This is a genomic window from Streptosporangiales bacterium (assembly GCA_009379955.1).
Taxonomy (GTDB): Bacteria; Actinomycetota; Actinomycetes; order Streptosporangiales; family WHST01; genus WHST01.
The window spans coordinates 1-24,628 of the sequence record WHST01000042.1 but is presented as its reverse complement, the minus strand read 5'-3'; the positions used below and the strand labels follow the sequence as shown (position 1 = coordinate 24,628).

Sequence of the window (24,628 nt, the reverse complement as noted above, 5' to 3'; positions counted from 1 at the left end):
GGGGCCTAGGTCCCGCGAAGCCGGTCGAAGGGACCGGCCACGGTCACTCTCTGCTGTGCTCGTCCTGATCCATCTGCAGCTTGGTCGCCAAGATGGCGGCCTGGGTGCGTCGCTGTATGCCGAGCTTGGTGAAGACGTTGGAGATGTAGTTCTTGACGGTCTTCTCCGCCAGGAAGAGCCGTTCGCCGATCTGCCTGTTGGTGAGGCCTTCGCCGATGAGCGCGAGCACCTCGCGTTCCTGCGCGGTGAGGGCTGCCAGCGGGTCCTTGCGGTGCGCGTCGGCGCGGAGCTTGTCGAGCAGCCGCGCGGTGGCGACGGGGTCGAGCAGCGAGTTCCCCTGCGCGACAGCGCGGACGGCGTCGACGATCTTCGAGCCCCTGACCTCCTTCAGCAGGTAGCCCGATGCACCGGCCATGACGGCCTGCATCATCGCGTCGTCGTCGGGGAACGACGTCAGCATGATGCAGGCCAAGCCCGGCACTCTGTCGCGGAGCTCGCGGCACACGGTGATGCCGTCGCCGTCCGGGAGGCGGACATCGAGGACCGCGATGTCGGGACGCAGGGCGGGGACCCGGCCGAGTGCCTGCGACGCGTTCTCCGCCTCTCCGACGACCTCGATGTCGGGCTCGTGCTCGAGCACGGTACGGAGTCCCTGCCGGACAACTTCATGGTCGTCGAGCAGGAAGACGGTGATCATCTTTTCCACACCGGCCACGGTACGCGCGCCGCCCGTCGAGGGTTAAGGGACCTCTGGCCCGGTCTAGGCCAACCAACGGCACTGGGTGTCGGGGCTCAGCACACGCGACGGTTGTGGGCATCACGACCGGAGGACGATCCATGACCACGACCAACCACCGACCACGTCCAGCGCACACCCGGGCGGTGCATCGCGTGCCGTTCCTGAGGGTGCTCTTCGGCGGGATGTTCGCCCTCGGCGCAGGCATCCACGTGTACCTCGCCAGCGTCGCTCCCCATGTCTACGCGACGTTCGCGGATGCTGCGCTGCTCACCTTCGTCCGATCCGCGTGGTCGACGGTCGTCGGCACGCATGCCACGCTGCCGATGCTGGCTCTCGCGGCGTTCGAGCTCGCGGCAGGACTCCTCGTCCTGTTCGGTCGGCGGCGCCACCGGCTGGTGGGCACGGCTCTGATGATCGCCTTCCACCTGGCGCTCATGTTGTTCGGGTGGGGCTTCTGGCTGTGGTGTGTCCCGGCCCTTGTTCTTCTCGGCGTGCTGTTCGACGGAATTCGAACCCAGGAAACGGGGAAGGCCGCATGAGCCCTTCGACGCAGGACCTGCCGCGCGAGGACGACGTCCTCCTCCGCAACGGTGTCATCGCCAGGCTCCGGCCCCTGCGATCAATCGACAGGGAGGCGATCGTCGCCTTGCACCACGGCTTGTCGGAGCGGAGCCGTTACCTGAGGTTCTTCAGCCTCGGGCTTCACGGCGCGGACGAGTTCGTCGACCGGTTGTTCCATTACGCAGAAGCCGGCGAGGCGTGGGCTTACGTGGCACTCGTTCACGACGAGATCGTCGGGCTGGGCAGCACGATCCGGGTCTCCGAGAGCGCCGCGGAGATGGCGTTCGCGGTCTCCGACGACATGCACGACCTGGGGATCGCGACGTTGCTGCTCGAACGGCTCGCCGCGGCCGCCGAACGCTCGGGCATCCGCGAGTTCGTGTCCAGCGAGCTGACCACCAACAGCGCGATGCTCGACGTCATCAGGATGTCCGGGTTCGACGCCAACATGTCCCGTGACCACGAGGTTGTCGAGGTGCGGTTCCCGGTCCACCTGACCGACCGTCTCAGGGAGGCGATCGGAGAACGCGAGCGTCGCAACGACGTCGCTTCGGTCGACTCCCTCCTCGGGCCACGGTCGGTGGCAGTCATCGGAGCCAGCCGTCGCGCGGGGTCTCCTGGTGCGACCGTGTTCACGAACCTCGTCGACGGTGACTTCTCCGGAGCGGTGTACCCGGTGAATCCCTCGGCAGCGGAGATCCACGGCGTGACGTCGTACGGGTCGGTCCTGGACGTCCCTGGCGACGTCGACCTCGCCATCGTCGCCGTGCCCGCCGACGCCGTGATCCCTGTCGTCCGCGACTGCGCCGCCAAGCGAGTGCGCAGTGTCGTGGTGCTGTCGTCCGGCTTCGCCGAGGCCGGTGCCGAGGGTCAGGCGCGACAAGACGAGCTGCTTCGTGTCGTCCGCGCGGGCGACATGCGCTTGGTGGGCCCCAACTGCCTGGGTGTGGCGAACACCGACCCTGCCGTCCGGCTCGACGCGACGTTCGCGACCACGGGAGTCATCCCCGGCGCCGTGGGGCTCATGACCCAGTCGGGCGCGGTCGGCATCGCCGTACTGCGCCGGGCCGAGGAACTGGGAATCGGCCTGTCCGCATTCGTGTCGGCCGGCAACAAGGCAGACATCAGCGGCAACGACATGCTCATGTACTTCGACGACGACGCCAGGACCCGTGTCGTCGCGCTGTACCTCGAGTCCTTCGGCAATCCGAGGAAGTTCTCCCGTCTCGCCCGCCACGTGGGCCGGAACAAGCCGGTGGTGGCATTGGTGGGCGGCGCGAGCCGGGCCGGCCGTCGTGCGGCCACGGGGCACACGGCCGCGGCCGTGACCTCCGACACCGCGGTGGACGCGCTCTTCGGGCAGTGCGGCGTCGTTCGTGCCCGCTCGCTCGAGCACTTCCTCCACGTGACCAGCCTGTTCGCGCACCAGGAGCTCCCCCGCGGCCGCAGGGTGGCCGTCGTGAGCAACGGCGGCGGCCCGGCTGTCCTCGCCGTCGACGCACTCGCGGCCGCCGGCGTGGAGCTCGCGGAGCTCGACCCGTCGACAACGGCGAAGATCCGCGGCACGGTGCGCGACGTCGCCGGCGCAGCCAACCCCGTCGACCTGGGTTCCGGCGCGTCGGCGGCCGACCTGGCGAGCGTCCTCGAGGACGTCGCACGCGATCCCGGTGTCGACGCCGTCGTCGCCGTGCACACTCCCGTGCCCGGTCTCGACGGCGACGCTTTCGCCCAGGCGGCCGGGTCCGTCTCGGACGTCCTCGCGGCGAAACCGGTGGTGGCCGTCATGATCGGGGAACGTGCCGGCAGACCGCCGATCGCCGGTTCCCGCAACGCCATTCCCGTCTTCGGTTTCCCCGAGGACGCCGCACAGGCGCTCGCCTCGGTCATCGACTACGTGGCATGGCGCGAGCGTGCGCCGGGGGAGGTTCCTGACCTGAACGTCCGGACGCAACAAGCCCGCGACCTCGTGACCCGGCGGCTGCTGGAGAATCCGGGCGGCTGCCGTCTCGACGCTGTCGACACCCGCCACCTGCTGGACTGCTATGGGATCAGCACCGTCGAGGCGGTCGGCGCGTCCGGCGCGACGAGCGCGGTCGACGCGGCGAACTGGGTCGGGTACCCGGTCGTGATGAAGGTCGCCAGCGCGGAACTCGTGCACAAGAGCGACGTGGGCGGAGTCCGGGTCGGAATCAACGACGCGGCGGCCGTCATCGAGGCGTACCAGGAGATGGAACCGGTCCTCGCCGGGCTCCATCGTCCGGGAGTGCTGATCCAGCGGCAGGTGAAGCCGGGCGTGGAGCTCATCGTCGGCGTGAGCCAGGATCCGCTGTTCGGGCCGCTCGTCATGCTCGGCACCGGAGGAACCTCGACCGAGCTGTTCGCCGACCACGTCTTCTCGATGACCCCGCTGACAGACGCCGACACGGCGCGCGCGGTCCGGGGACTGCGCGGCTCACCGCTGCTCTTCGGCTACCGCGGCACCACGCCGGTGGACGTCGATGCGGTCGAGAGGCTCCTGCTCCGCGTGGGCCGTCTCGCGGACGATCTGCCGCAGGTCGCGGAGATCGATCTCAACCCGGTCATCGCTTCCGAGACCGGCATCGCGATCGTCGACGCGAAGATCCGACTCCACCCCGCCCGCGACCTCGCCGACCCGGCGTTGCCGCGGCTCCGTCCACCGCTCGGCACCGGCGCGCCGTCCGAGCCTCAGGAAGGTCGTGTGTCATGACAGCTCCCGTCGTCGTCGGTGTCGACGGCTCCGAAGGTTCACGCCACGCTCTCGAATGGGCGATCGGCGAAGCTCGCACGAGGAACGCACCGCTTCGGGTCGTCCGTTGCGAGCCCTCGCACGTGGGCGTGCAGGTCTCAGGTGCAGGCGCCGCGGTCCATTTCATGGACGACGTCGACCTGCAGGCTCTCAAGGATGAGTCGATCGTCCTCCTCGACCGGGTTCGACTCGCCGGCGCCTCGACGCGTGGCATCGACGTCGAGGTCGAGGCGGTGGGCGCCCCGCCGGTGGAGGAGCTGATCCGGCGATCCGCGGACGCACAGTTGGTCGTCGTCGGATCGCGTGGCAACGGATGGCTGTCACACCTCGGACACGCGTCGGTCGTGACCGCGGTGACCCGCCACGCCAAGTGCCCCATCGTCGTCGTGCCCGGTTGACCAGGGACGTGCGCGGACACGGGACCTCGTGAGCGGCCTACCAGGTAGCAACGTGCCTTGCTCAGCCGGCCCGGTCCAGCCTCTCCGAGTCGACATGACCGACTCGACGACCGGTCACGAGCGTGATGTCGATCGCCACGACGTCTTCGCGGGTGTCACCCACCCAAGGACGCAGGAGATCACTGCGGAACCTGTCCGCCTCCGGACCCTCGAGGAGCCGTGCCTTGCCTACGACGGTCACCGACCAACCGGATCTGCTCACCGAGTCGATGTCGTCGGCCTGGAAGGCGATGACCGTTCCCTCGCGCACCGCGACGAGCTTGGCACCCTCACTGGTGCGAAAGACGATCCGATCGGAGTCCACGATGAAGTTCACCGGCACGATGGCGGGCAGCCCGGCCGTCGTGTAGACGAACCGGCCCACCGGCACGGTCGCCAGCAGTCGCAGGCATGCCGCCCGGCTCAGAGTGTGGATCCCATCTGTCCCCATCTCTCCATGCTCCCGCGCTCAGGGCGCATCACCCAGGGCAGTTGGTCCCACCATCTGCCGGCAACCGACCCTGACCGGTGCTCGCGGCCGCAACCCGTGAACGGCACCCTCACCGTGTCAGGGCACGGTGAGGGTGCCGTTCACGGGTGCGCTTCAGAAGCCCGGATACACGGGGACCGTGTCGTCGAAGGAATATGTGAGATCGGGCCGCACGTCGACGACACCCTCGATCCTGGACGCGAGCTTGACGGCCGTGACCAGTTCACTTCTGCGCTCGACGTCACCCGTGAGCATGACGACACCGTTGTCCACCTCCACGGTGATGCCGTCAAGGCGAGACCATACAGAGCGGTGGGCGATGAACTCCGCTTCGACGTCGTCACGGATATCGTCGTCGGGCCGCAGGAAGGCTCGCACGAGGTCGGATCTCGTGACGATTCCCACGAGCGTGCCGCCCTCGACCACGGGCAGCTGCTTCACCCGCTTGCGGGCCATCAGCTTGGCAGCACTGACGACGCTGACGTCAGGTCCGACCTCGATCGCAGGTGCGGTCATCAACTTCGCAGCCGTCGTGGCAGCCCCCTTGGCGTGGGACACCCGCGTGCTGTGGGCGAACGCGAACGTATTCTCCGGGTCGTCACGGTTCCCCTCCTTGTGGAGCAGGTCGCTCATCGAGACCATCCCGCACACGTGGCCGATTCTGTCGACCACGGGCGCGGAGTTGATGCGGCGCTCGACCAGCAGGCGCGCGATGGATGCGAACGGTGCATCGAGCGGAACGGTCGCCACGTCCTTCGTCATGAAGTCGCGGATCTTCAAACGTCTCATTGTCATCCCTCCGACCTCACGCTATGACGATCTCCGAAGAGAGGTCAGTGGCTTAGGCCTGGACTGCGCGTGACCTTCGTCCACCTGGCTCCGCGGGACAACGAAGGTGGCTGCTTCAGGTGAGCTGGACACGGAAGTCGAGGGGTACCGCACCGTCCACCACGACGGGCACCGCGGTGGAGTCCTGCTGGCCCGTGACCTCGATACCTTCTCCGTCACATCGCACCCGCAGCTCCCACCGCGCATGGAAGCGCAGTCCGAAGCTCAGCTCCCCGAGCTCTCGGGGCAGACAGGGATGCAGGTGGACCCGGTTCTCGTGGAGACGCAGCCCTCCGTAGCACCGCTGCGCGAGATCGAGTGCCCCTGCCATGGCGCCGAGATGGATCCCCTCGGCGGTCGTCCCTCCGACGGTGGCGAGCTCACCATGCAGGACCTCGAGGAAGTGATGCCACGACGACTCGCGATCGGTGCGAGAGAGCACCCAGGCGTGGACGACCGCGCTGAGGCTCGACCCGTGGGTCGTCCGTGCCAGGTAGTAGTCGACCGTCCTGGGGATCAGATCAGCATCGTAGGTGTAGCCGAGCCTGCCGAGGATCTCACTGAACTCCTCGGCGGACAGGAGATAGAAAAGCATCAGCGCATCTGCCTGCTTTGACGCCTTGTAGGCGTTGGGTGAGTCCCCTTCGGCCTCCAGGATGCGGTCGAGCCGGCGGATGTCACCGTAACGTTCGCGGTAACGATCCCAGTCGAGCTCGGCAAGGTCTTCGTAACCTGCGAACTGGCTGACCACGCCGTCGTGAAACGGGACGACGAGGCGGTGGCTGACGTGGTCGAACCTCTCGATCTCCGCATCGCTCAGCGCCAGCTTCTCGCACAGCTCTCGGCGGCGCCACATCGGCAGGATCGAGAGGACGTCCAGAGCCTTCCGCATCAGCCACGCCGTCATGACGTTGGTGTAGGCGTTGTTACGCAGTCCGGCCTCGCTCGCGCCAGGGTAGGCATCGTGATACTCGTCAGGGCCCATGACACCGTGGATCTCGTATCGCTCTCGAGTTTCGTCGTACGTCGCCAGGTCGGCGAAGTAGCGCGCCGTGTCCAGGAGGAGCTCGGCTCCGTACTCGATGAGGAACGCGTCGTCCGCCGTGGCGTCGTAGTACTGCCAGACGTTGTAGGCGATCGCGAGACCGACATGGCGCTGCAGCCGGGAGTGATCGGGTAGCCAGCGCCCCGACAGAGGGTTGAGGTGGAACGACTGGCTCTCCTCACGTCCGTCACTGCCGCTCTGCCACGGGAACATTGCGCCACGCTTTCCGCAGCGTGCGGCAGCGATGCGCGCCTGCGGCAGGCGTCGCCATCGGTAGATCAGGAGTGCGCGGCTGATCTCGGGAGAGCGCAGGCTGAGCAGCGGCAGGACGAAGAGCTCGTCCCAGAAGACGTGCCCGCGGTACGCCTCCCCGTGCAGCCCACGGGCCGGCACTCCGACGTCGAGGTCGGTGGTGTGGGGAGACAGGGTCTGGAGCAGGTGGAACGTATACAGGTTGAGGGTGCGCTGCACCTCGGTGTCGTCGACCTCGATGCGGTGTCGCCGCCACAGTCGGCCCCAGGCTTCGACGTGTTCGTTCAGCAAGATGCCGAAGCCCGATGCGCTACGTGCCAGGTCCCTGGCCGCGGACAACGGTTCCGCGACGGCCGGATCGCGGGAGGTGAAGACCGCGGCGACCTTCTCGACGACCAGTGCCCGTCCCTGGGTTGCGTCCATCGTCAGGAAATGGTCGACCAGTCCCGAGTCCGTGTGGAAGGTCGCATCGTTGACGCGGGTGCCGTTCACCCGCGTGCGCGCGGCAAGGACGATCTCGGTGCGCGAAGCCAGCGTCCTGGTTCGCAATGCGGCGATGTCGTCGCCGGAGAAGGTCTCGGCGACTTCCAGATGGCCTCGTTGCAGTGCTAGGTAGCGCTCGACACCGGAGTTCACGATGCGACCGTCGAGTGACGACCGCACCTCCAGTGTTCCTGACCAGTTCTCGGGGATGATCATCGACTCCAGCGCCGCGAGATGGCGGTCGTGCATCGAGACCAGGCGACGTTGCTCGACCCGGGTCACGCGACCGGAGCCGTCGTCCACCCGGACCATGCGGCGAAGCACGCCTCCACGCAGCTGGAGGACCTGGCGCGTGTCGAGGACCACCCAGCGATCGAGGTCGAACCAGTCGCCCCCGTCGATGCGGAAGGTCAGGCAGAGGCAGTTGGGGACGTTGACGAGGTCTTCGTTCTCCACCGAGCCGCCGCCCGCCACCGACGAGACCTGCCGGTCATAGCACCCGGCGATGTAGGTGCCGGGGTAGTGTGTCGAGCCCGCCCTGCTCTCCGGCGCCGCGCCTCGGGTCGCGAAGTAGCCGTTGCCCAGCGTGCACAACGCCTCGCGCGTGCGCTCGGAGGCGGGGTCGTAGCCGGTGTAGGAGAGTTCCCACGGATTCATGGCGACCGACGGATCTCCGCCACCTGCCGTCGGCCGACGATCCGCAGATCCCTCAGGTCGGTGACGACGACATCCGCGCCGTGCGCGCACAGGTCGGTCCCGCGGCTGCCGTGGTCGACGCCCACCACGAGGCCGAATCGGCCACGCCGACCGGCTTCGACACCCGCGAGAGAGTCCTCCACGACGGCGGTCTTTGCGGGCGTGGTGCCGAGGCGTGTGGAAGCCTCGAGGAAGAGAGCGGGATGCGGCTTTCCCGGCAGGCCGAGACGGGCGGCCTCTCTGCCGTCGACTCGGATGTCGAACATGTCGGCGACACCTGCCGCGCGGAGCACCTCCTCGCAGTTCCGGCTCGCGGACACCGCCGCTGTCCGTGCACCGCGTCGGCGGACCTGGCGGATGAACGCGATCGCGTCGGGGAACGCGGCCGCTCCGTCCCGTCGTACCATCGAGAGGAAGTACTCGTCCTTGCGGTCACAGAGCTCGCGGACGGCGACCACCTGTCCTTTCACCGGGATGCCCCGAGATTCCAGGAAGCCGATGGCGCCGTCGAGTCGTTGCTTGCCGTCGACGAACGACAGGTAGTCACGGGCGACGTCGAACGACTGGAACTGGTCGCCGGTTCGGGCGGCTCGCTCTCGTAGGAACGCATCGAACGCGCGCTTCCACGCCTGTGCATGCGTCCTCGCGGTGTCCGTGATGACACCGTCGGTGTCGAACACGATCGCCTCGACCCCGTTCAGGTCGACAGCCGCCGGGTGAGCCGGAACCGACTGGTCGCCCTTGTGACCGGTCACCATGGTGTCGGCGGAACGGGTCGCGGCTTCGGCGTGGTGTGGGCGTAGTCGAGCTCGTTCGCGACATCGACTACTCCGTCCACAGCGGCGGCCAGATGTGCGGCGATCGGGACGAGAGTGTCGATCTCGACGCGCCCTCGTAGCGTCACCACGCCGTCGTGGACGTCCACCTCGACGGTGCTCGGGCTCTCCCAGAGAGCCTTGACGACCACCTCGTCGAGGATCTCTTGTCGGATGTCGTCGTCCGAACGCAGGAACACGCCCACGAGATCTGCTCGACTGACGATGCCGACAAGGATGTTTCGGGAGTCGACAACCGGGAGTCGTTTGATCCTGTGACCGGCGAGCAGGCGCGCTGCCTCGGCGATCGTGCGGTCAGGCTCGATGGTGATGGCGGGCGTGCTCATGAGCACGCGAGCGGTGTCCCCAGCAGCCCGACGGCGATCGGCTCGGTCGCGCCACCACCGCCGAGGGCGCAGGAACGCCCGGACGGAGCGCGTTCGTCTGACCTCGTCCTTGTAGGCCTCCTTGGGCAGTAGGTCCGCCTCCGAGACCACACCGATGACGTGGAGTCCCGCATCGACAACCGGGAGTCCACTCACGTTGCGCTCGGCAAGCATCTGGACGATCTGACGGAAGCCGGCGTCCGCGGGAACGGTCGCGACATCGGTGGTCATCACGTCGACGACGCGAGTGCGTCTCATCGGTGCTCCTCGCAATCAGGCCGTGGATACTGCGCGTGTGCGTCCGTGGTCGGCGCACACGACGACCTCGCACGGGCTGGAGCCGAGCACGGCCGGGACGGTGGCTCCGCCCAGGGGGTGGAGGCATTCGGGATCGCTACGCGCGCCGATGACCAGCAGCTCGGCACGGTCGGCGAGCCGGGGAAGGATTTCGCCCGGGTCGCCGATCACCACGCGGAGCTTGACGGAGAAGTCGGGTCGCGCACCAACGACGGTTTCCACCGTGTGCCGGAGTGTCGCTCGTGCCGATGACACGACCGCGCCGGTGCCGGTGCTGGTACCCGTCTGCCAGCCGGGCTCGACGACGTACACCGCTTCGAGCACGGCACGCCGGTGGCGTGCCTCCACCGCGGCGCGGCGGAGTGCGGCGATCGAGTTGGGTGTCCCGTCGACCCCTACCAGGACGCTACGGGGACGGATGGTGCGCATGACGGTTGTTCCTTTCGGCGCGGGCCTTCGCGGTGCGGCGACGACCAGGACGTGAGAAGTCCGGTGCCGCCGTGACCGAGCGTCGGTCGTCCAGCGTCTGGTTGCGCATCTCGTCGACGATCACCTCGAGGTCGGCGAGACCGGCCTCCAGTCGAGAGATGCGGTGCTCGAGCTCGGCGACCGTCGGATCTTGGAACCCTGAGCCGATCTGCCTGCTCATCGTCGGGCCTCCTCACTTGCGGCACCCGGGAACCCGAGCTGATCACGTCCCCGGGGCCCCGCCTACTTCGTCTGGACGGCCACGCGTTGTGTCGTGGTCTCCCGGTCCGGCATGTCGACGGTGATCTCCAGGATCCCGTTGTCGAACTTCGCCGACACGTGCTTGACGTTCGCGCCCGCCGGCAGCGGCATCGAGCGGACGAAGGAGCCGTAGTGGAACTCGGACCTGTTGTGCTCCTTGCGTGTCTCCTCGCGCTCAGCCTGGATCTGCAGGACATTGCCACTGATGGTGATGTCGACGTCCTTCTCCGGGTCGACTCCCGGCAGCTCGGCGCGGATCACGTACTTACCGTCGTCCAGGTAGTCCTCGACCCTGATCATGTGCGACGGAGACCGGAACATGCCGAACGGCGCTTCCAGCCAGTCCGCCAGGTCGGGGAGAATCCCGTGCGTCGACCGGCGCTCCAAAGTGGTCATCTCGACCTCCCATCCCTCGCTTCTTCCATCTCCAGTGCATCGCGTCCGCGTATGGCCGGGCAGGGGCCTAGTGCGCACATGCGGAGGACCATCGTCCCTTCGCCGGCCGACCGGCAGCCCTGTCGTCGACTCGCCGGCGGCGAGAGCCTTGGAGAGGAAGGTTCCACGACGATAGGGGAGGAGGTCCGACATGAAGCGCACCCTGGTGGAAATGGTCATGACACCACGGCCGGTGATCGTGTCGCCGGACACGCCGTTCAAGGAGATCGTCGACGTGCTGCTCCGCAACCGGATCAGTGGAGTCCCCGTCGTCGACAGGAGCGGTCGGGTGATGGGCGTCGTGTCGGACGCCGACCTGGCGTTGAAGGAAGCTGAGCTGGAGGCCGGCTCGGAGGTCCATGTGTTCGACACGCCCAAGCGCCGGCGTGAGCGCCGGAAGTCGCGCGGGACCAGAGCCGCCGAGCTCATGTCGACGCCGGCGGTCTCCGTCTCGCCCAGGCGAACCGTCGACGAGGCTGCCGCGCTCATGCGCACACGCCGCATCCGGCGGCTACCGGTGACCGAGCCGATGACCGGGCGCCTCGTCGGCATGGTGAGTCGAACCGACCTGCTGCGTCAGTACCTTCGAGCGGACGAGGAGATCACTGCCGAGATCGAGGGAGAGGTCCTGCGAAGGACGCTCGCCACCGATCCACGGCGCTTCGGCGTTCAGGTGCACGACGGCGTCGTCAGGATACGCGGCCAGGTGGAACGCCGGTCACTCGTCGGTGGAGTGATCAAGGCACTCGAACAGGTCGAAGGTGTGATCGCCGTCGACGCGCAGCTGTCGTACGAGGTGGACGACAGGCTTGTGCCCACGCCACCGACGTACTGGTGAGGGAGGACACGATGCCGTCGAACAGCCAGCCGGGCGATCTCGGTCGGCGAGTGGCGTTCCGTCGCCGCACCCTCGGATTGACTCGTGAGCAGGTCGCAGCGCGCACCGGCATGGCGCCCGGGTACGTCGAGTACCTGGAGCAGAGCCACACCCAGAAAAGTATCGAGGCGCTGCTGCGCCTGGCGATCGCACTCGAGACGACGGTGGATGTCCTACTCGGAGCCGCGGTGGAACGGCCTCCCGGCGGTGAGCGCGGCAGACGTGACGGGCCGGTGTTCGCCGATCTCGAGCCTCGCGAGTGCCTCGACCTGCTCGCACGCGGGGGAGTGGGGCGGGTCGTCTTCGTCACCGAGGAGGGACCCGAGGCGTTGCCCGTGAACTTCGTGCTGGACGAGGGAACCGTCGTCTTCCGCACGTCGGCAGAAGGGGTGCTCGCGCGTCAGGTCGGACAGGACGTCGCGTTCGAGGTGGATCGCCTCGACGAGCCCTTGGCCCAGGGATGGAGCGTGCTCGTGGCGGGCCGTGCGGAGCCGGTGAGCGACGCCGACGAGCGTGCGCGGATCCGCGTGCGTCCCTGGGCGGACGGTGAGCGGTCGTACCACGTTCGTATCCGTCCCACCCGGATCACCGGGAGACGAATCAGCACGCAAGGCCAGCTCGGCTGAGCCCGGAGATCGCGTCTCGACCCAAGGGTCACGGCCTTCGCAAACAGTAAGAGAAGGACTGGGGGACCTCGGGTTTCCGAGGTCCCTCAGGTCGCGTCAGGTGCGATGACGAGCTCTAGGCAGTACTCCTGCTCATGGCCACCTTGAGCGCGCCGGTGTCGGCGGGGCGGGAGAAGACGTCGTAGGCGTCCATCACCTGGTCCAGCGCGAACCGGTGGGTGACGAAGCGCGTCGAGTCGATCTGCCGGGTCGCGACCAGGGTGAGGAGGGTCGGGGTGGAGTAGGTGTCGACCAGCCCCGTGGTGATGGTGACGTCCTTGATCCAGAGGTCCTCCAGGTGGAGGGTGGCCGGCTTGCCGTGTACTCCGACGTTGGCGACGTGACCGCCCGGTCGGACGAGACGGGTGCAGAGCTCGAACGTCTCCGGCACGCCTACCGCTTCGATGACGACGTCCGCGCCGAGTCCGCCGGTGAGCTCGGTGATGCGCTGGACAGCGTCCTCGGTGCCGTTGTCGATCACCACGTCGGCACCGAACTGCTTGGCGGCCTCCAGCCTGCTCGTGGCCAGGTCGATCGCGACCACGTGGCCGGGCGTGAGCAGCTTCGCCGTGGCAATGGCGGCGAGTCCGATCGGTCCCGCCCCGACGACCGCGACGGTGTCGCCGGGACGGACGGCACCGTTGATCACTCCCACCTCGTAGGACGTCGGGAGGATGTCGGCGAGCATCAGAACCTCCTCGTTGCTCACTCCCTCCGGCACCGCGTAGACGGAGTCGTCGGCGAACGGGACGCGTACGTACTCGGCCTGCGTGCCGTCGATCAGGTGACCGAGGATCCAACCACCACCACCGCGGCACTGACCGTAGCGGCCCTCGCGACAGAAGCGGCAACGCCCGCAGGCGGTGATACAGGACACGAGAACACGGTCACCGACGCGTACGTTCTTGACCGCGGCACCAATCTCGGTGATCGTGCCGACAGCCTCGTGACCGAGGATCCTGCCCTCGGTGACCTCGGGCACGTCGCCTCCGAGGATGTGCAGATCGGTGCCGCAGATGGTCACGGTGTCGACACGGACGATCGCGTCGGTGTCTTCCTGAAGTACCGGATCGGGTACCTCGTCCCAGCTCTTCGATCCCGGCCCGTGATAGACGACGGCGCGCATGACGACTCCTTCTTCGTAGGTCTGTTGCCGCGATCGTCGCCTCGGGCGACGTCCGCCCCCAGGGACGAACGTCCTCGCACGCGTATCCAAACCGCCCGGCTGCGGAATGTCGGGTCGAAGGTCCCACGCCCTCGGTACCGCACGCCCCTGCATGTCTGGCCGTGACGCCGACACGATCTGGAAGGACAGAGGAGGGCACATGACCGAGACAGGTGACCGGCGAATCGTCGTCGGCGTGGACGGCTCTGAGGAGTCGAAGGAGGCACTCGCCTGGGCCGTCCGTCAGGCGGCTCTGGTCGACGGTGAGGTCGAGGCGATCATGGCCTGGGAGTTCCCCATGACGTACTACGGCTGGGTTCCCGAGATCGACATCGACGAGTACGCGAACAGAGATCGCGCGACCCTCGACAAGTGCGTGCGTGAGGCAACGGCCGATCACCCCGACGTGAAGGTCACGGGCGACCTGCGCAGGGGCAATGCCGCCCAGGTACTGGTCGACGCCGCCCGCAACGCGGAGCTGCTCGTCGTCGGCAGTCGCGGTCACGGAGCCTTCGCCGGCGCGTTGCTCGGCTCGGTGAGCGACCGGTGCACGCACCACGCCACCTGTCCCGTCGTCGTCATGCGCACGAAGGACTGATAGCTGGTGCTTTCAGCGCCGCGTTGGGCGGAACCCGGTCCCAGCCGTCGCACTGGGCTCTGGCTGCCGACGACTGTCGCGAGGTCCGATGAAGACGCAGAGCCGTGCGGCCGTAGTAGGCATCAGGGAAGTGAGCGGAAGACATGATGACCAGAAGAGCCGACGCGCCGATCGTCGTCGGAGTCGACGGATCGGACGACAGCCTCGACGCGGTCGCCTGGGCGGCCGAGCTCGCGTACCTGCGTGGGCGGCCCCTGCGCATCGTGCACGCGTTCGTCTGGCCGCTCATGGACGTGCAGCTCGGGCCATCGCCTTACGGGCCGCCCGACGGCGGCCTGGCGCACGCCGCTGACGGCTTCGTCGACGCGGCACTCACCCATGCGCGGACTGCCTCTCCTGGGGTGGGGGCGTGGGGGGAGGTCGTGACCGGCGCGGCCGCGCCGATGCTCATCGCCGAGTCCCGCCATGCGGACACGGTCGTCGTGGGGAACCGGGGGCTCGGCGGGTTCAGCGGCCTGCTCGTCGGCTCGGTCGGTGTCAACATCGCGGCACACGCATCGTGTCCCGTGGTCGTCGTCCGCCCCGGTACCGGGGCAGGGCCGTCGGCAGGACGCGTGGTGGTCGGCGTGGACGGGTCACCGGAGTCACACCTGGCGATCAGCGTGGCATTCGAGGATGCGTCCAGACGTGGTGTCGGGCTGACCGCGGTCCACGGCTGGACGACCCCGGCGTCGCTGGGAACGGGTGCGATGCTGCCCCTGGTCTTCGACCCCGAGCTGGTCGGTCAGGAGGAGTCGCGCATGCTCGCCGAGCTCCTCGCCGGCTGGTGCGAGAAGTACCCGGATGTCGACGTCGAGCGACGCGTCAGGTACACGAAGCCGGGCAAGCTCCTTGTCGAGGAGTCGCGTGGCGCCTGCCTGGTCGTCGTCGGATCACGGGGTCGGGGCGGGTTCCGCGGGCTCCTGCTCGGCTCGGTGAGCCAGGCCGTGCTGCACCATGCGCAGTGCCCGGTCGAGATCGTCCGCAACTACTCCTGAGCGCTGCCTCGACGGTAAGAGGAGATCATGAAGGCACGACCGGGTGACTGGCTGGTCATCGAGAGCGAGACGGCGGAGAAGCATCGTCGGACGGGACAGATCACCGAGGTCAGGAACGCTGACGGCACGCCGCCGTACCGCGTCCACTGGCTCGACGACGGCCACGTGACCCTCGTCTTCCCCGGCCCCAACGCCCGCGTCGAGAGGCACCCGCTGCACGGCGTGAAGCTGCACCACTGACGCCGCCGCGGCGGTCACGTCCCGAATCGGTGGCAGCTCACTTCTTAGACGTCTTGCCCGATGGTGACTGTCGGTTCCGCCGTGCGGCCGAGCCAGATCCCGCGGCACCAGAGAAAGCCGCGGCGACGCCGAGAATGAAGCCGAAGTCGTACCAGTTGCCGTTGTTGTGCACCTCGTAGATGCTGACATCGCTGGTGAACAACGAGATCACGAAGGTAACCGGGCTTATCACGCCGTGCCACAAGCCCAGCCAGAACCCCGCGAGATCTGACGACCCTCCCGCTGTGGCGTCGTTCGGTCCCGCCGCGCAGGACGCCAGCACCAGCACGATGGCAACGAGCAGACCCATACGGACGACGCGTGACGTGGACACGCTGCACCTCCACGGTCCGGTAGAAGCCTTCAAGGCTGGGGTCGTCTCCGCACGACGATTCTCGTGAAGAGAGCGGCGAACACCGCGGTGACTGCCAGGAGGACGAATCCCCAGGTGTAGTCGGAAGCCGCGCTGTAGACGCCGCCCATGACCAGTGGTGGGAAGAAGCCGCCCAGACCGCCCGCGGCACCCACGAGGCCGGTGACCGATCCGACCTGCTCGACGGGGATGAGCCGTGCGAGCAGGGCGAACACCGCACCGGCTCCGCCGCCCAGAGCGGCCGCCATGCCGAGGAACGCGATGGTCCCGAACGGGACGAGCGCGAGCTCGACGGACGCGAGGACGGCGAGGGCGGCGACGCTGCCGTAGCAGGCGATGAGCACTGGCCCGGGGTGGAGCCGGTCGGACATCCAGCCGCCAACAGGGCGCATGGCGACCGCGAGAAGTACGAAGCCCGCCGTGCGCAGGGCGGCGTCCGAGCGAGCGAGGCCGTAGGCCGTCGTCAGGTACGTCGGCAGGTACACGCTGAACGCGACGAACCCACCGAAGGCGACCGCGTAGAGGAACGACAGCTGCAACGTGACCGGCGTCCGCGCGATCGTCAGGATCCGCGCAAGCACCGAGCCGGTCTGCCTCGTAGGGGTACGTCGATCGCGCAGCATGATCGCCGCGACGACCGCGTAACCGACGAGCACCACCGCGACGAGGTCGAAGGGGACACTTCTGCCGAAGCGCTCGGTGAGCTGGACCGTGGTGAAGGCCGAGATCGCGGTGCCGCCCATGCCGGCGCCGAAGATGCCGATGGCAAGCCCGCGTCGCCGCGGCGGATACCAGGCGTTGACGAACGGCACACCGATCGCGAAGGTCGTACCGCCGAGGCCGAGGAAGAAGCCGCCCCCGAGGATCTCGGTGTAAGAGTCGGCCAGGTGCCCGAGATAGAGCACCGGGAGAGTCGTGAGCACGGCGATCAAGGGGAACATCCGCCGAGCGCCGATCCGGTCAGTGAGCGCACCGACGGGCATGCGGCCGAGCGATCCGACGATGACCGGCACTGCGACGGCCAGCGACTGTTGGAGGGACGTCAGTCCCAGCTCCTGCCGTAGGGCAGCACCCAGCGGCGCCAGCAACGCCCAGGCCCAGAATGTGACCGCGAACCCGAGCGTGGCGAGCGACAGCATCACGGCAGGGCGGTGGCCCGTGGCCCCCGATCGCTCATCGGCCCTGTTGACGGCCGTCTCGTTTGCGTCGCTCACCGTGTCCTCACAACTCGATGCAATGCCCAGTATGGAACAGCTCGAACGCTGTCGACCGCCGTATCCTCGCCGTGTTCTACGGGAGTCGCCACGGTCGGACGGCTCGCCTGTGAGGACCTTGGTCCCTTGACCATGATGGGCGCCGGCAGGCATCTTGTGCGAACCGGCTGACTGCGAGATGGTGGATTGCCGGGCCAGGGCGTCTATGCATTGGTCGGGGGTACGCGCGTGACCAGCTCGCGGGGAAGTACCGACGGATCAGCTGCCGACGCGCTGATGCGCGCTGGGCGCTTCTTCAACCGGCGTGAAGTCTCACCTGACCTCCGGGCGGTCATGCGCGCGGGCGGGCGGGACGGCGACGTCTTCTACCGGGACCGTTGGAGTCACGACAAGGTCGTCCGGTCGACGCATGGGGTCAACTGCACCGGGTCGTGCTCGTGGAAGGTCTACGTCAAGGACGGGATCATCACGTGGGAGAGTCAGCAGACCGACTATCCGTCGGTGGGGCCCGACTCACCCGAGTACGAGCCACGCGGATGCCCACGTGGTGCGGCGTTCTCCTGGTACACGTACTCGCCGACGCGGGTGCGGTTCCCGTACGCGCGCGGTGTGCTCGTCGAGATGTACCGCGAGGCGAGGTCGCGGCTGGGGGATCCGGTCGCGGCGTGGGCCGACGTCGTCGGTGATCCGGAACGCCGGCGTCGGTACCACGAGGCGCGCGGCAAGGGCGGTCACGTCCGAGTGTCGTGGGACGAGGCCGTCGAGATGGTCGCGGCTGCGCACGTACACACGATCGCGACCTGGGGTCCCGACCGCATCGCCGGGTTCTCACCGATCCCCGCCATGTCGATGGTCTCTCATGCGGTCGGCTCGCGCTTCATCGAGCTCGTCGGCGGCTGCATGACGTCGTTCTACGACTGGTATGCCGATCTCCCCGTCGCGTCGCCACAGGTGTTCGGCGACCAGACCGACGTACCCGAGTCCGGTGACTGGTGGAACGCCGCCTATCTGCTCATGTGGGGGTCGAATGTTCCGGTGACGCGGACGCCGGACGCCCATTGGATGACCGAGGCGCGCTATCGCGGTCAGAAGGTCGTCGTGGTGTCTCCCGACTACGCGGACAACACCAAGTTCGCCGACCAGTGGCTGCCCGCGCAACCGGGCACCGACGGTGCGCTGGCGATGGCGATGGGGCACGTGATCCTCAAGGAGTGCTTCGTCGAGCGGCGCGTACCGTTCTTCGTCGACTATGTCCAGCGTTACACCGATCTTCCGTTCCTGGTCACGCTGGAGGAGCACGACCACGACGGCGTCTCCGCACACGTTCCTGGGAAGTTCCTCCGCGCAGCCGACCTCGGTGACAGGGGCGAGGGCGCCGAGTGGAAGCCGGTCCTGGTCGATGGGCGCACCGGTGAGCCGGTCGTCCCTCCAGGGACTCTCGGTGACAGGTGGACCGAGAGCGGCATCGGCCGCTGGAATCTCGACCTCGGCGACGTGACGCCGCAGCTGACCCTGTTCGGCCCGGATGCGGATTCGGTGGAGCTGTTGCTGCCGGCGTTCGACGACGGGCAACACGTGCTGCGGCGCGGGGTCCCGGCGCGGCGGATCGGTGGCCGGCTGGTGACGACGGTGTTCGACCTCATGCTCGCGCAGTACGGGGTGTCGCGGCCGGGGCTGCCGGGGACGTGGCCGACCGGATACGACGACGTGTCGCAGCCGTACACGCCGGCGTGGCAGGAGCCGCTGACCTCGGTACCTGCCGCCGCGGCCATCAGGGTGGCTCGCGAGATGGCGCGGAGCTCCGAACGCTCCGACGGCCGCACGATGATCATCATGGGTGCGGGCATCTGCCAGTGGTTCCACGGTGACGCGACCTATCGCGCGATCCTGGCGCTGCTGTTGCTCACCGGTGCGATGGGTCGCAACGGCGGCGGTTGGGCCCATTACGTCGGCCAGGAGAAATGCCGCCCGGTGACGGGATGGGCGACGGTGGCCGGCGCGACGGACTGGCAGCGCCCGCCACGCCAGATGATCGGCACCGCGTACTGGTACACCCACGCCGACCAGTGGCGCTACGACGGCTACCGCGCTGACGCCCTCGCGTCGCCACTGGCACACGGTGGACTCTCCGGTATGCACACCGCCGACACGATCGCGCTGTCCGCGCGGCTGGGCTGGATGCCCTCGTACCCACAGTTCGACCGCAACCCGCTGGACGTAGCGGACGAGGCGGAGACCGCGGGGGAGGATGTGGCCGGTTACGTCGCGGGCAAGCTCGCGTCCGGTGAGCTGGGCTTCGCCTGCGAGGACCCTGACGCACCCGAGAACTGGCCGCGCTGTCTGACGCTGTGGCGAGCCAACCTGCTCGGCTCCTCCGGCAAGGGCAACGAGTACTTCCTGAAGCACCTGCTCGGCACACACTCGAGCCTGCGCGCAGAGGAGACCCCGCCGGGGAGCCGCCCGCGAGACGTCCGGTGGCGCGAGGAACCTCCCGAGGGGAAGCTCGACCTGCTGCTCGCACTGGACTTCCGGATGACCAGCTCGACGCTGCTCGCCGACATCGTGCTGCCGGCAGCCACCTGGTACGAGAAGCACGACCTCTCCTCGACGGACATGCACCCGTACGTTCACGCGTTCACACCGGCCATCGACCCGCCGTGGGAGACACGGTCGGACTTCGCCGCGTTCACGGCCATCGCGCGGCGGTTCAGTGAGCTGGCGCGCGAGCGCTTGGGTGTGCGACGCGACGTCGTCGCGACAGCCCTCCAACACGACACTCCGGGCGAGACCGCGCAGGCCGGAGGAGTCGTGCGCGACTGGCGCGCCGGCGACGTCGACCCAGTCCCGGGCCGGACGATGCCGGCGTACACGCTCGTGGAGCGCGACTACGGTGCGGTCGCCGACAAGCTCGTCTCGCTCGGCCCGCTCACCGAGCGACTCGGGCTCACCACGAAAGGCGTGACCTTCCACCCGGACGAGGAGGTCGAGAAGCTGGCGAGAGGCAACGGGGTGATGCTCGGTGGTGTCGGTGAAGGCAGGCCGGCGCTGGATACAGACGCCAAGATGGCGGAGGCGATTCTCACCCTGTCGGGCACGACGAACGGCCGGCTGGCGGTCCAGGGGTTCCGTGGCGCCGAAGGGCGGGTCGGCCGCTCGCTCGCGCACCTCGCCGAGGGCAGCGAGGAGAAGCGGATCACGTTCGCCGACACCCAAGCGGGCCCCGTACCGGTGATCACCAGCCCGGAATGGTCTGGCAGTGAGACCGGCGGACGGCGTTACGCGGCCTTCACGACCAACGTCGAGGAGCTGAAACCCTGGCATACGCTCACCGGACGCATGCACTTCTTCCTCGACCATGACTGGATGCACGAGTTCGGCGAGGCGCTGCCCGTCTACCGACCGCCCCTCGACATGCACCGGCTCTTCGGTGAGCCGGCGCTGGGGCCGGACGGGTCGAAGCAGGTCGTCGTGCGCTATCTGACACCGCACTCGAAGTGGTCGATCCACTCCGAGTACCAGGACAACCTGATCATGCTGACCCTGTCCCGCGGAGGGCCGACGGTCTGGATGAGCCCGGACGACGCTGGAGTCATCGGTGTCGTCGACAACGACTGGGTCGAGGCGGTGAACCGCAACGGGGTGATGGTGTTGCGCGCGATCGTCTCGCACCGCATGCCCACGGGAACGGTCTTCGTCTACCACGCGCAGGAACGCGTCGTCGACGTCCCGATCGCCGAAGCCAGCGGTCGCCGCGGTGGCATCCACAACTCACTCACTCGCGTGCTCATCAAGCCGACCCACCTCATCGGTGGGTATGGCCAGCTGTCGTTCGCGTTCAACTACCTCGGTCCGACGGGCAACCAGCGCGACGAGGTCACGGTGATCCGGCGCCGCAGTCAGGATGTGACGTACTGATGTACGTGATGGCGCAGCTCGGCATGGTGATGAACCTCGACAAGTGCATCGGTTGCCACACCTGCTCGGTCACCTGCAAGCAGGCGTGGACCAACCGCAGTGGCACGGAGTACGTCTGGTTCAACAATGTGGAGACACGACCCGGACAAGGCTACCCGCGTCGCTACCAGGACCAGGAGCGGTGGCGCGGTGGCTGGGTCCGGACCAAGCGAGGACGGCTGAAGCTCAAGGCCGGCGGGCGGCTGCGCAAGCTAATGTCCATCTTCGCCAATCCGGTGATGCCGAACATCCGCGACTACTACGAGCCCTGGACCTACGACTACGAGAACCTCACCTCCGCGCCACTCGGCGACGACTTCCCCGTCGCGGAGCCGAAGTCGTTGCTCACCGGAGAGCCGATGCGGGTGGAATGGAGCGCGAACTGGGATGACGACCTCGGCGGTGGCGCTGAAGCCGTCGACAACGACCCGATCGTCGAACGGATGCGACGAGAAGCAGAAGGCAAAGTGACGGCCGAGTACGAGCAGGCCTTCATGTTCTACCTGCCACGGATCTGCGAGCACTGCCTGAACCCGTCCTGTGTCGCCTCCTGTCCATCGGGTGCGATGTACAAACGGGCCGAGGACGGCATCGTGCTTGTCGACCAGGATCGATGTCGCGGTTGGCGGATGTGCGTGACGGGGTGCCCGTACAAGAAGGTCTACTTCAACCACCGCACCGGCAAGGCCGAGAAGTGCCACTTCTGCTATCCGCGTGTCGAGGTCGGCCTACCAACCGTGTGCTCCGAGACATGTGTCGGACGGCTCCGTTATGTCGGGCTGTTCCTCTACGACCGTGATCGCGTCGGCGAGGCGGCCGCGGTGGAGGACGAGAAGGACCTGTACGAGGCGCAGCTGGACGTTCTGCTCGACCCGTCGGATCCCGATGTCGTCGCCGCAGCGCGACGGGACGGCATTCCCGACGACTGGCTCGACGCGGCCCGCCGGTCGCCCGTCTACGCGCTGGCCAAGCAGCATCGGGTGGCGCTTCCCCTGCACCCTGAGTTCCGCACCATGCCGATGGTCTGGTACGTCCCGCCGCTGTCGCCCGTCGTCGACGCGCTGTCCGGCACCGGACACGACGGTGAGGATGCCGACAACCTCTTCGGCGCGATCGACTCACTGCGGATACCGGTCGAGTACCTGGCGGAGCTGTTCACCGCAGGCGACCCGAAACCAGTGAGGAAAGTGCTGCAGCGGCTCGCCGCGATGCGGAGCTACATGCGGGCAGTCAACCTCGGCGACGCCCCGGACGAATCGGTGGCTGCGGCCGTAGGAGTGACGGGTGGTGAGCTGACTGCCCTCTACCGGCTGCTCGCCATCGCGAAGTACGAGGACCGTTACGTCATACCGACGGCGTACGAGGGCGATGCGAGCCACCTCGAGGAGACCGGGTGCAGTCTCGACTACGACGAAGGACCCGGCATGTACGGCAGCGGACCTTTCGGCGAGGCATCGGGCAAACCGGTGCCGGTGTCCGTCGAGACGTTCCACGCGCTGAAGCAGCGCCAGAGCACCGGCGGGATCGTCGACCCGGAGCGCCCAGGCGCGCGGATCAACCTGCTCAACTGGGACGGGAAAGGCGCACCAGAAGGCCTGTTCCCTCCTCCCCACGACGCGCCTGGAAGGCGAGCGACCGGCGATGACCGCACCCGTTGACGCCGCGGTCGTGTGCCAGGCGGTCTCGATCCTGTTGCAGTACCCCGACGAGACGGTGCGGGGCCGGATCCCGCTCGTCGCTGCGGCAGTGTCTGCGTTGCCGGCATCCGCGTCCCGGCAGGCGCTGGAGAGGTTCCTCGGTCAGTTCGCTCAGACCGCACCCAGAGCCCTGGCCGAGCACTACGTCGCCACCTTCGACCGCCGTAGAAAGTGCTGTCTCTACCTCACCTGGTGGGTCGACGGTGAGACCCGACGTCGCGGCCAGTCACTGGCGCGGCTCAAGGAACGTTATCGTCGCGGCGGTTTGGAGCTCGGCCCGGCGGAGCTCCCGGACTACCTTCCTGTCGCGTTGGAGTACGCGGCGATGGGTGACCTGGTCGACGGGTTGGCGCTCGTGCAGGAGCACAGAGCCGGTCTCGAGCTGCTCAGGCTGGCGCTGCACGACGAGGCTTCCCCGTACGAGACGGTGCTCGAGGCGTTATGTGCGTTGCTCCCCGGGCCCTCGCCGCGCGACCGTGCCGCCGCGAGGCGACTCGCCAGGGCGGGCCCGCCGCAGGAGACCGTCGGGATCGAACCATATGGCCCAGTGGGCACGAGCGAGGTGGGCCGACGATGAGCGCTGTTCACCTGATCCTGTGGGGTGTCCTTCCCTACGTCACGATCGCGGCGCTGGTCGGCGGATCCGCCTGGCGTTACCGATACGACCAGTTCGGCTGGACCACCCGCTCGTCGCAGTTGTACGAGTCTCGGCTGCTTCGGATCGGAAGTCCGCTGTTCCACTTCGGCATCCTGGTGGTGGTCATCGGTCACTTCATAGGTCTCGTCGTTCCGCAGAGCCTGACCGACGCCATCGGCATCTCGCAAGGGGTGTATCACATGCAGGCATTGTTGCTCGGCTGCATCGCGGGTTTCGCGACGCTGGCCGGCGTTGCGATCCTGATCTATCGACGTCGCACGACCGGGCCGGTGTTCATGGCGACGACCCGCAACGACAAAGCAATGTACGTGGTACTCGTCGCGGCCATCGTCGCCGGCCTCGCCACCACCCTCCTCGGTGCCGGCGCGGTCGGAGAGGAGCACAACTACCGAGAGACCGTGTCACCCTGGTTCCGGTCCCTGTTCATCCTGCAACCCGACATCGGGGCCATGACGGAAGCGCCGTTCTCGTTCCAACTCCACACACTGATCGGACTGGCGCTCTTCGCGATCTGGCCCTTCACCAGGCTGGTGCACGCATTTACCGCACCTCTCGGCTACGTCTTCCGTCCGTACGTCGTCTATCGCACTCGCCGACCCGGTCCCGCCTCCCGAGCGCCACGCCGCGGCTGGGAGCGCACCAAGTCGTAGCATTGTCGCATGGCCTGGGGTCGAGCAGGGCCGCCGGCAATGACTACCCGGCCATAAGACCAACGACCCCTTGGTGACGCCCCGGTCGCCGGTCCGGCCGCCCGCTGAACCCGCCGCCATCGTCAGGTTCCTGACACATCCCGAGCTCGCGAAGCGACAGCTCTGCCCGTCAAGAAGCTGCAAGAGACATGTCGCCAATGCAGTTGATCCTGCTACTCGAACAGCTTCTTCAGCTCGTCTGGCATTTCGGGGACGGGCTGGTGGGTGACGGTGACTTGGTCATTGCTGCCGGTGCTCAAGGTGATGTTGATGCGACCCCACTCGGGGTCGGTCATGGGGTAGTCATCGCGGGTATGACCACCGCGGCTTTCTTTGCGGTCGAGTGCGGCGCGGGTGGTGCATTCCGAGACGAGGAGCATGTTGCGTAGGTCGATGGCGAGGTGCCAGCCGGGATTGTAGTGCCGGTTTCCGGTGATGCTGACGCTGTGCGCGCGTTCGCGG

The 24,628-nt window shown here is 67.7% G+C and carries 25 protein-coding genes; 12 read left to right on the top strand and 13 right to left on the bottom strand.

All coding sequences use genetic code 11. The features are described from left to right. Positions 1-43: 43 nt before the first annotated feature. A complete protein-coding gene (locus GEV10_14440; GenBank protein ID MQA79655.1) occupies positions 44-697 on the bottom strand; it encodes a response regulator in 654 nt (217 codons plus the stop codon). 140 nt (positions 698-837) lie between these two features. Between GEV10_14440 and GEV10_14435 the strand changes: the two genes are divergently transcribed. The 3 genes from GEV10_14435 to GEV10_14425 are packed head-to-tail and all read left to right on the top strand — an operon-like array spanning position 838 to position 4,465. Further along, entirely contained in the window at positions 838-1,278 is a 441-nt protein-coding gene (locus GEV10_14435) for a hypothetical protein (protein ID MQA79654.1), read from the top strand. Next, positions 1,275-4,028 carry a GNAT family N-acetyltransferase gene (locus GEV10_14430; protein MQA79653.1) on the top strand — a complete coding sequence of 918 codons (2,754 nt, stop codon included), beginning with the start codon at positions 1,275-1,277 and terminating at the stop codon, positions 4,026-4,028. The genes GEV10_14435 and GEV10_14430 overlap by 4 nt, the downstream gene beginning before the upstream one ends. Then, a complete protein-coding gene (locus tag GEV10_14425) occupies positions 4,025-4,465 on the top strand; it encodes a universal stress protein (GenBank protein ID MQA79652.1) in 441 nt (146 codons plus the stop codon). Before GEV10_14430 ends, GEV10_14425 begins: the two co-directional genes overlap by 4 nt. Before the next feature lie 61 nt (positions 4,466-4,526). Here the strand turns inward: GEV10_14425 and GEV10_14420 are convergent, their stop codons facing one another. The 8 genes from GEV10_14420 to GEV10_14385 all read right to left on the bottom strand — a co-directional run bounded on the left by GEV10_14420 (position 4,527) and on the right by GEV10_14385 (position 10,921). Further along, a complete protein-coding gene (locus tag GEV10_14420; protein MQA79651.1) occupies positions 4,527-4,955 on the bottom strand; it encodes a pyridoxamine 5'-phosphate oxidase family protein in 429 nt (142 codons plus the stop codon). 153 nt (positions 4,956-5,108) lie between these two features. Beyond that, entirely contained in the window at positions 5,109-5,789 is a 681-nt protein-coding gene (locus tag GEV10_14415; GenBank protein ID MQA79650.1) for a CBS domain-containing protein, read from the bottom strand. 109 nt (positions 5,790-5,898) lie between these two features. After that, on the bottom strand, positions 5,899-8,259 hold the full coding sequence (locus GEV10_14410; protein MQA79649.1) for a glycoside hydrolase family 65 protein: 2,361 nt from the start codon (positions 8,257-8,259) through the stop codon (positions 5,899-5,901). Continuing rightward, on the bottom strand, positions 8,256-9,056 hold the full coding sequence (locus GEV10_14405; protein ID MQA79648.1) for an HAD-IA family hydrolase: 801 nt from the start codon (positions 9,054-9,056) through the stop codon (positions 8,256-8,258). Before GEV10_14405 ends, GEV10_14410 begins: the two co-directional genes overlap by 4 nt. After that, positions 9,050-9,757, bottom strand: coding sequence for a CBS domain-containing protein (locus GEV10_14400; protein MQA79647.1), 708 nt, complete (start codon positions 9,755-9,757; stop codon positions 9,050-9,052). The genes GEV10_14405 and GEV10_14400 overlap by 7 nt, the downstream gene beginning before the upstream one ends. Before the next feature lie 15 nt (positions 9,758-9,772). Then, positions 9,773-10,225, bottom strand: a complete 453-nt coding sequence (locus GEV10_14395; GenBank protein MQA79646.1) for a hypothetical protein — start codon at positions 10,223-10,225, stop codon at positions 9,773-9,775. Continuing rightward, positions 10,203-10,445, bottom strand: coding sequence for a hypothetical protein (locus GEV10_14390; GenBank protein MQA79645.1), 243 nt, complete (start codon positions 10,443-10,445; stop codon positions 10,203-10,205). Before GEV10_14390 ends, GEV10_14395 begins: the two co-directional genes overlap by 23 nt. A 62-nt stretch (positions 10,446-10,507) precedes the next feature. Continuing rightward, complete coding sequence (locus tag GEV10_14385) at positions 10,508-10,921, bottom strand: Hsp20 family protein (protein ID MQA79644.1); 414 nt, start codon at positions 10,919-10,921, stop codon at positions 10,508-10,510. Between the two features lie 190 nt (positions 10,922-11,111). Here GEV10_14385 and GEV10_14380 point away from each other — a divergent pair, with 190 nt between their 5' ends. Next, on the top strand, positions 11,112-11,798 hold the full coding sequence (locus GEV10_14380; protein ID MQA79643.1) for a CBS domain-containing protein: 687 nt from the start codon (positions 11,112-11,114) through the stop codon (positions 11,796-11,798). An 11-nt stretch (positions 11,799-11,809) separates the two neighbouring features. Next, a complete protein-coding gene (locus GEV10_14375; GenBank protein ID MQA79642.1) occupies positions 11,810-12,463 on the top strand; it encodes a helix-turn-helix domain-containing protein in 654 nt (217 codons plus the stop codon). Positions 12,464-12,578: 115 nt separating this feature from the next. Here GEV10_14375 and GEV10_14370 read toward each other — a convergent pair whose 3' ends face one another. Beyond that, the gene (locus GEV10_14370; protein MQA79641.1) at positions 12,579-13,628 is read right to left on the bottom strand and encodes a zinc-binding dehydrogenase; all 1,050 of its coding nucleotides are present in this window, start codon (positions 13,626-13,628) and stop codon (positions 12,579-12,581) included. A 199-nt stretch (positions 13,629-13,827) separates the two neighbouring features. Between GEV10_14370 and GEV10_14365 the strand changes: the two genes are divergently transcribed. The 3 genes from GEV10_14365 (at position 13,828) to GEV10_14355 (ending at position 15,542) form a co-directional block, all read left to right on the top strand. Continuing rightward, a complete protein-coding gene (locus GEV10_14365; protein ID MQA79640.1) occupies positions 13,828-14,265 on the top strand; it encodes a universal stress protein in 438 nt (145 codons plus the stop codon). 146 nt (positions 14,266-14,411) lie between these two features. Continuing rightward, the gene (locus tag GEV10_14360; GenBank protein MQA79639.1) at positions 14,412-15,302 is read left to right on the top strand and encodes a universal stress protein; all 891 of its coding nucleotides are present in this window, start codon (positions 14,412-14,414) and stop codon (positions 15,300-15,302) included. A 27-nt stretch (positions 15,303-15,329) separates the two neighbouring features. Further along, positions 15,330-15,542: a DUF1918 domain-containing protein gene (locus tag GEV10_14355; protein MQA79638.1), complete on the top strand. Its 213-nt coding sequence runs from the start codon at positions 15,330-15,332 to the stop codon at positions 15,540-15,542. A gap of 37 nt (positions 15,543-15,579) precedes the next feature. Here the strand turns inward: GEV10_14355 and GEV10_14350 are convergent, their stop codons facing one another. Both GEV10_14350 and GEV10_14345 read right to left on the bottom strand, forming a co-directional pair. After that, positions 15,580-15,891 (bottom strand): hypothetical protein, encoded by a 312-nt coding sequence (locus GEV10_14350; protein MQA79637.1) that lies wholly within the window; start codon positions 15,889-15,891, stop codon positions 15,580-15,582. A 53-nt stretch (positions 15,892-15,944) separates the two neighbouring features. Next, positions 15,945-17,093, bottom strand: coding sequence for an MFS transporter (locus GEV10_14345; protein ID MQA79636.1), 1,149 nt, complete (start codon positions 17,091-17,093; stop codon positions 15,945-15,947). A 351-nt stretch (positions 17,094-17,444) separates the two neighbouring features. On the opposite strand from GEV10_14345, the gene GEV10_14340 reads away from it, so the two are divergent. The 4 genes from GEV10_14340 to narI are packed head-to-tail and all read left to right on the top strand — an operon-like array spanning position 17,445 to position 24,127. Then, positions 17,445-21,083, top strand: coding sequence for a nitrate reductase subunit alpha (locus GEV10_14340; protein MQA79635.1), 3,639 nt, complete (start codon positions 17,445-17,447; stop codon positions 21,081-21,083). Further along, positions 21,083-22,780 carry a nitrate reductase subunit beta gene (narH, locus tag GEV10_14335; protein MQA79634.1) on the top strand — a complete coding sequence of 566 codons (1,698 nt, stop codon included), beginning with the start codon at positions 21,083-21,085 and terminating at the stop codon, positions 22,778-22,780. The genes GEV10_14340 and narH overlap by 1 nt, the downstream gene beginning before the upstream one ends. Beyond that, complete coding sequence (gene narJ / locus GEV10_14330) at positions 22,764-23,396, top strand: nitrate reductase molybdenum cofactor assembly chaperone (GenBank protein MQA79633.1); 633 nt, start codon at positions 22,764-22,766, stop codon at positions 23,394-23,396. Before narH ends, narJ begins: the two co-directional genes overlap by 17 nt. Further along, positions 23,393-24,127: a respiratory nitrate reductase subunit gamma gene (gene narI / locus GEV10_14325; GenBank protein ID MQA79632.1), complete on the top strand. Its 735-nt coding sequence runs from the start codon at positions 23,393-23,395 to the stop codon at positions 24,125-24,127. Before narJ ends, narI begins: the two co-directional genes overlap by 4 nt. A gap of 212 nt (positions 24,128-24,339) precedes the next feature. Here narI and GEV10_14320 read toward each other — a convergent pair. Further along, positions 24,340-24,628 (bottom strand): fumarate reductase/succinate dehydrogenase flavoprotein subunit (locus tag GEV10_14320; protein MQA79631.1); only part of this gene is annotated, 289 nt, incomplete at its 5' end.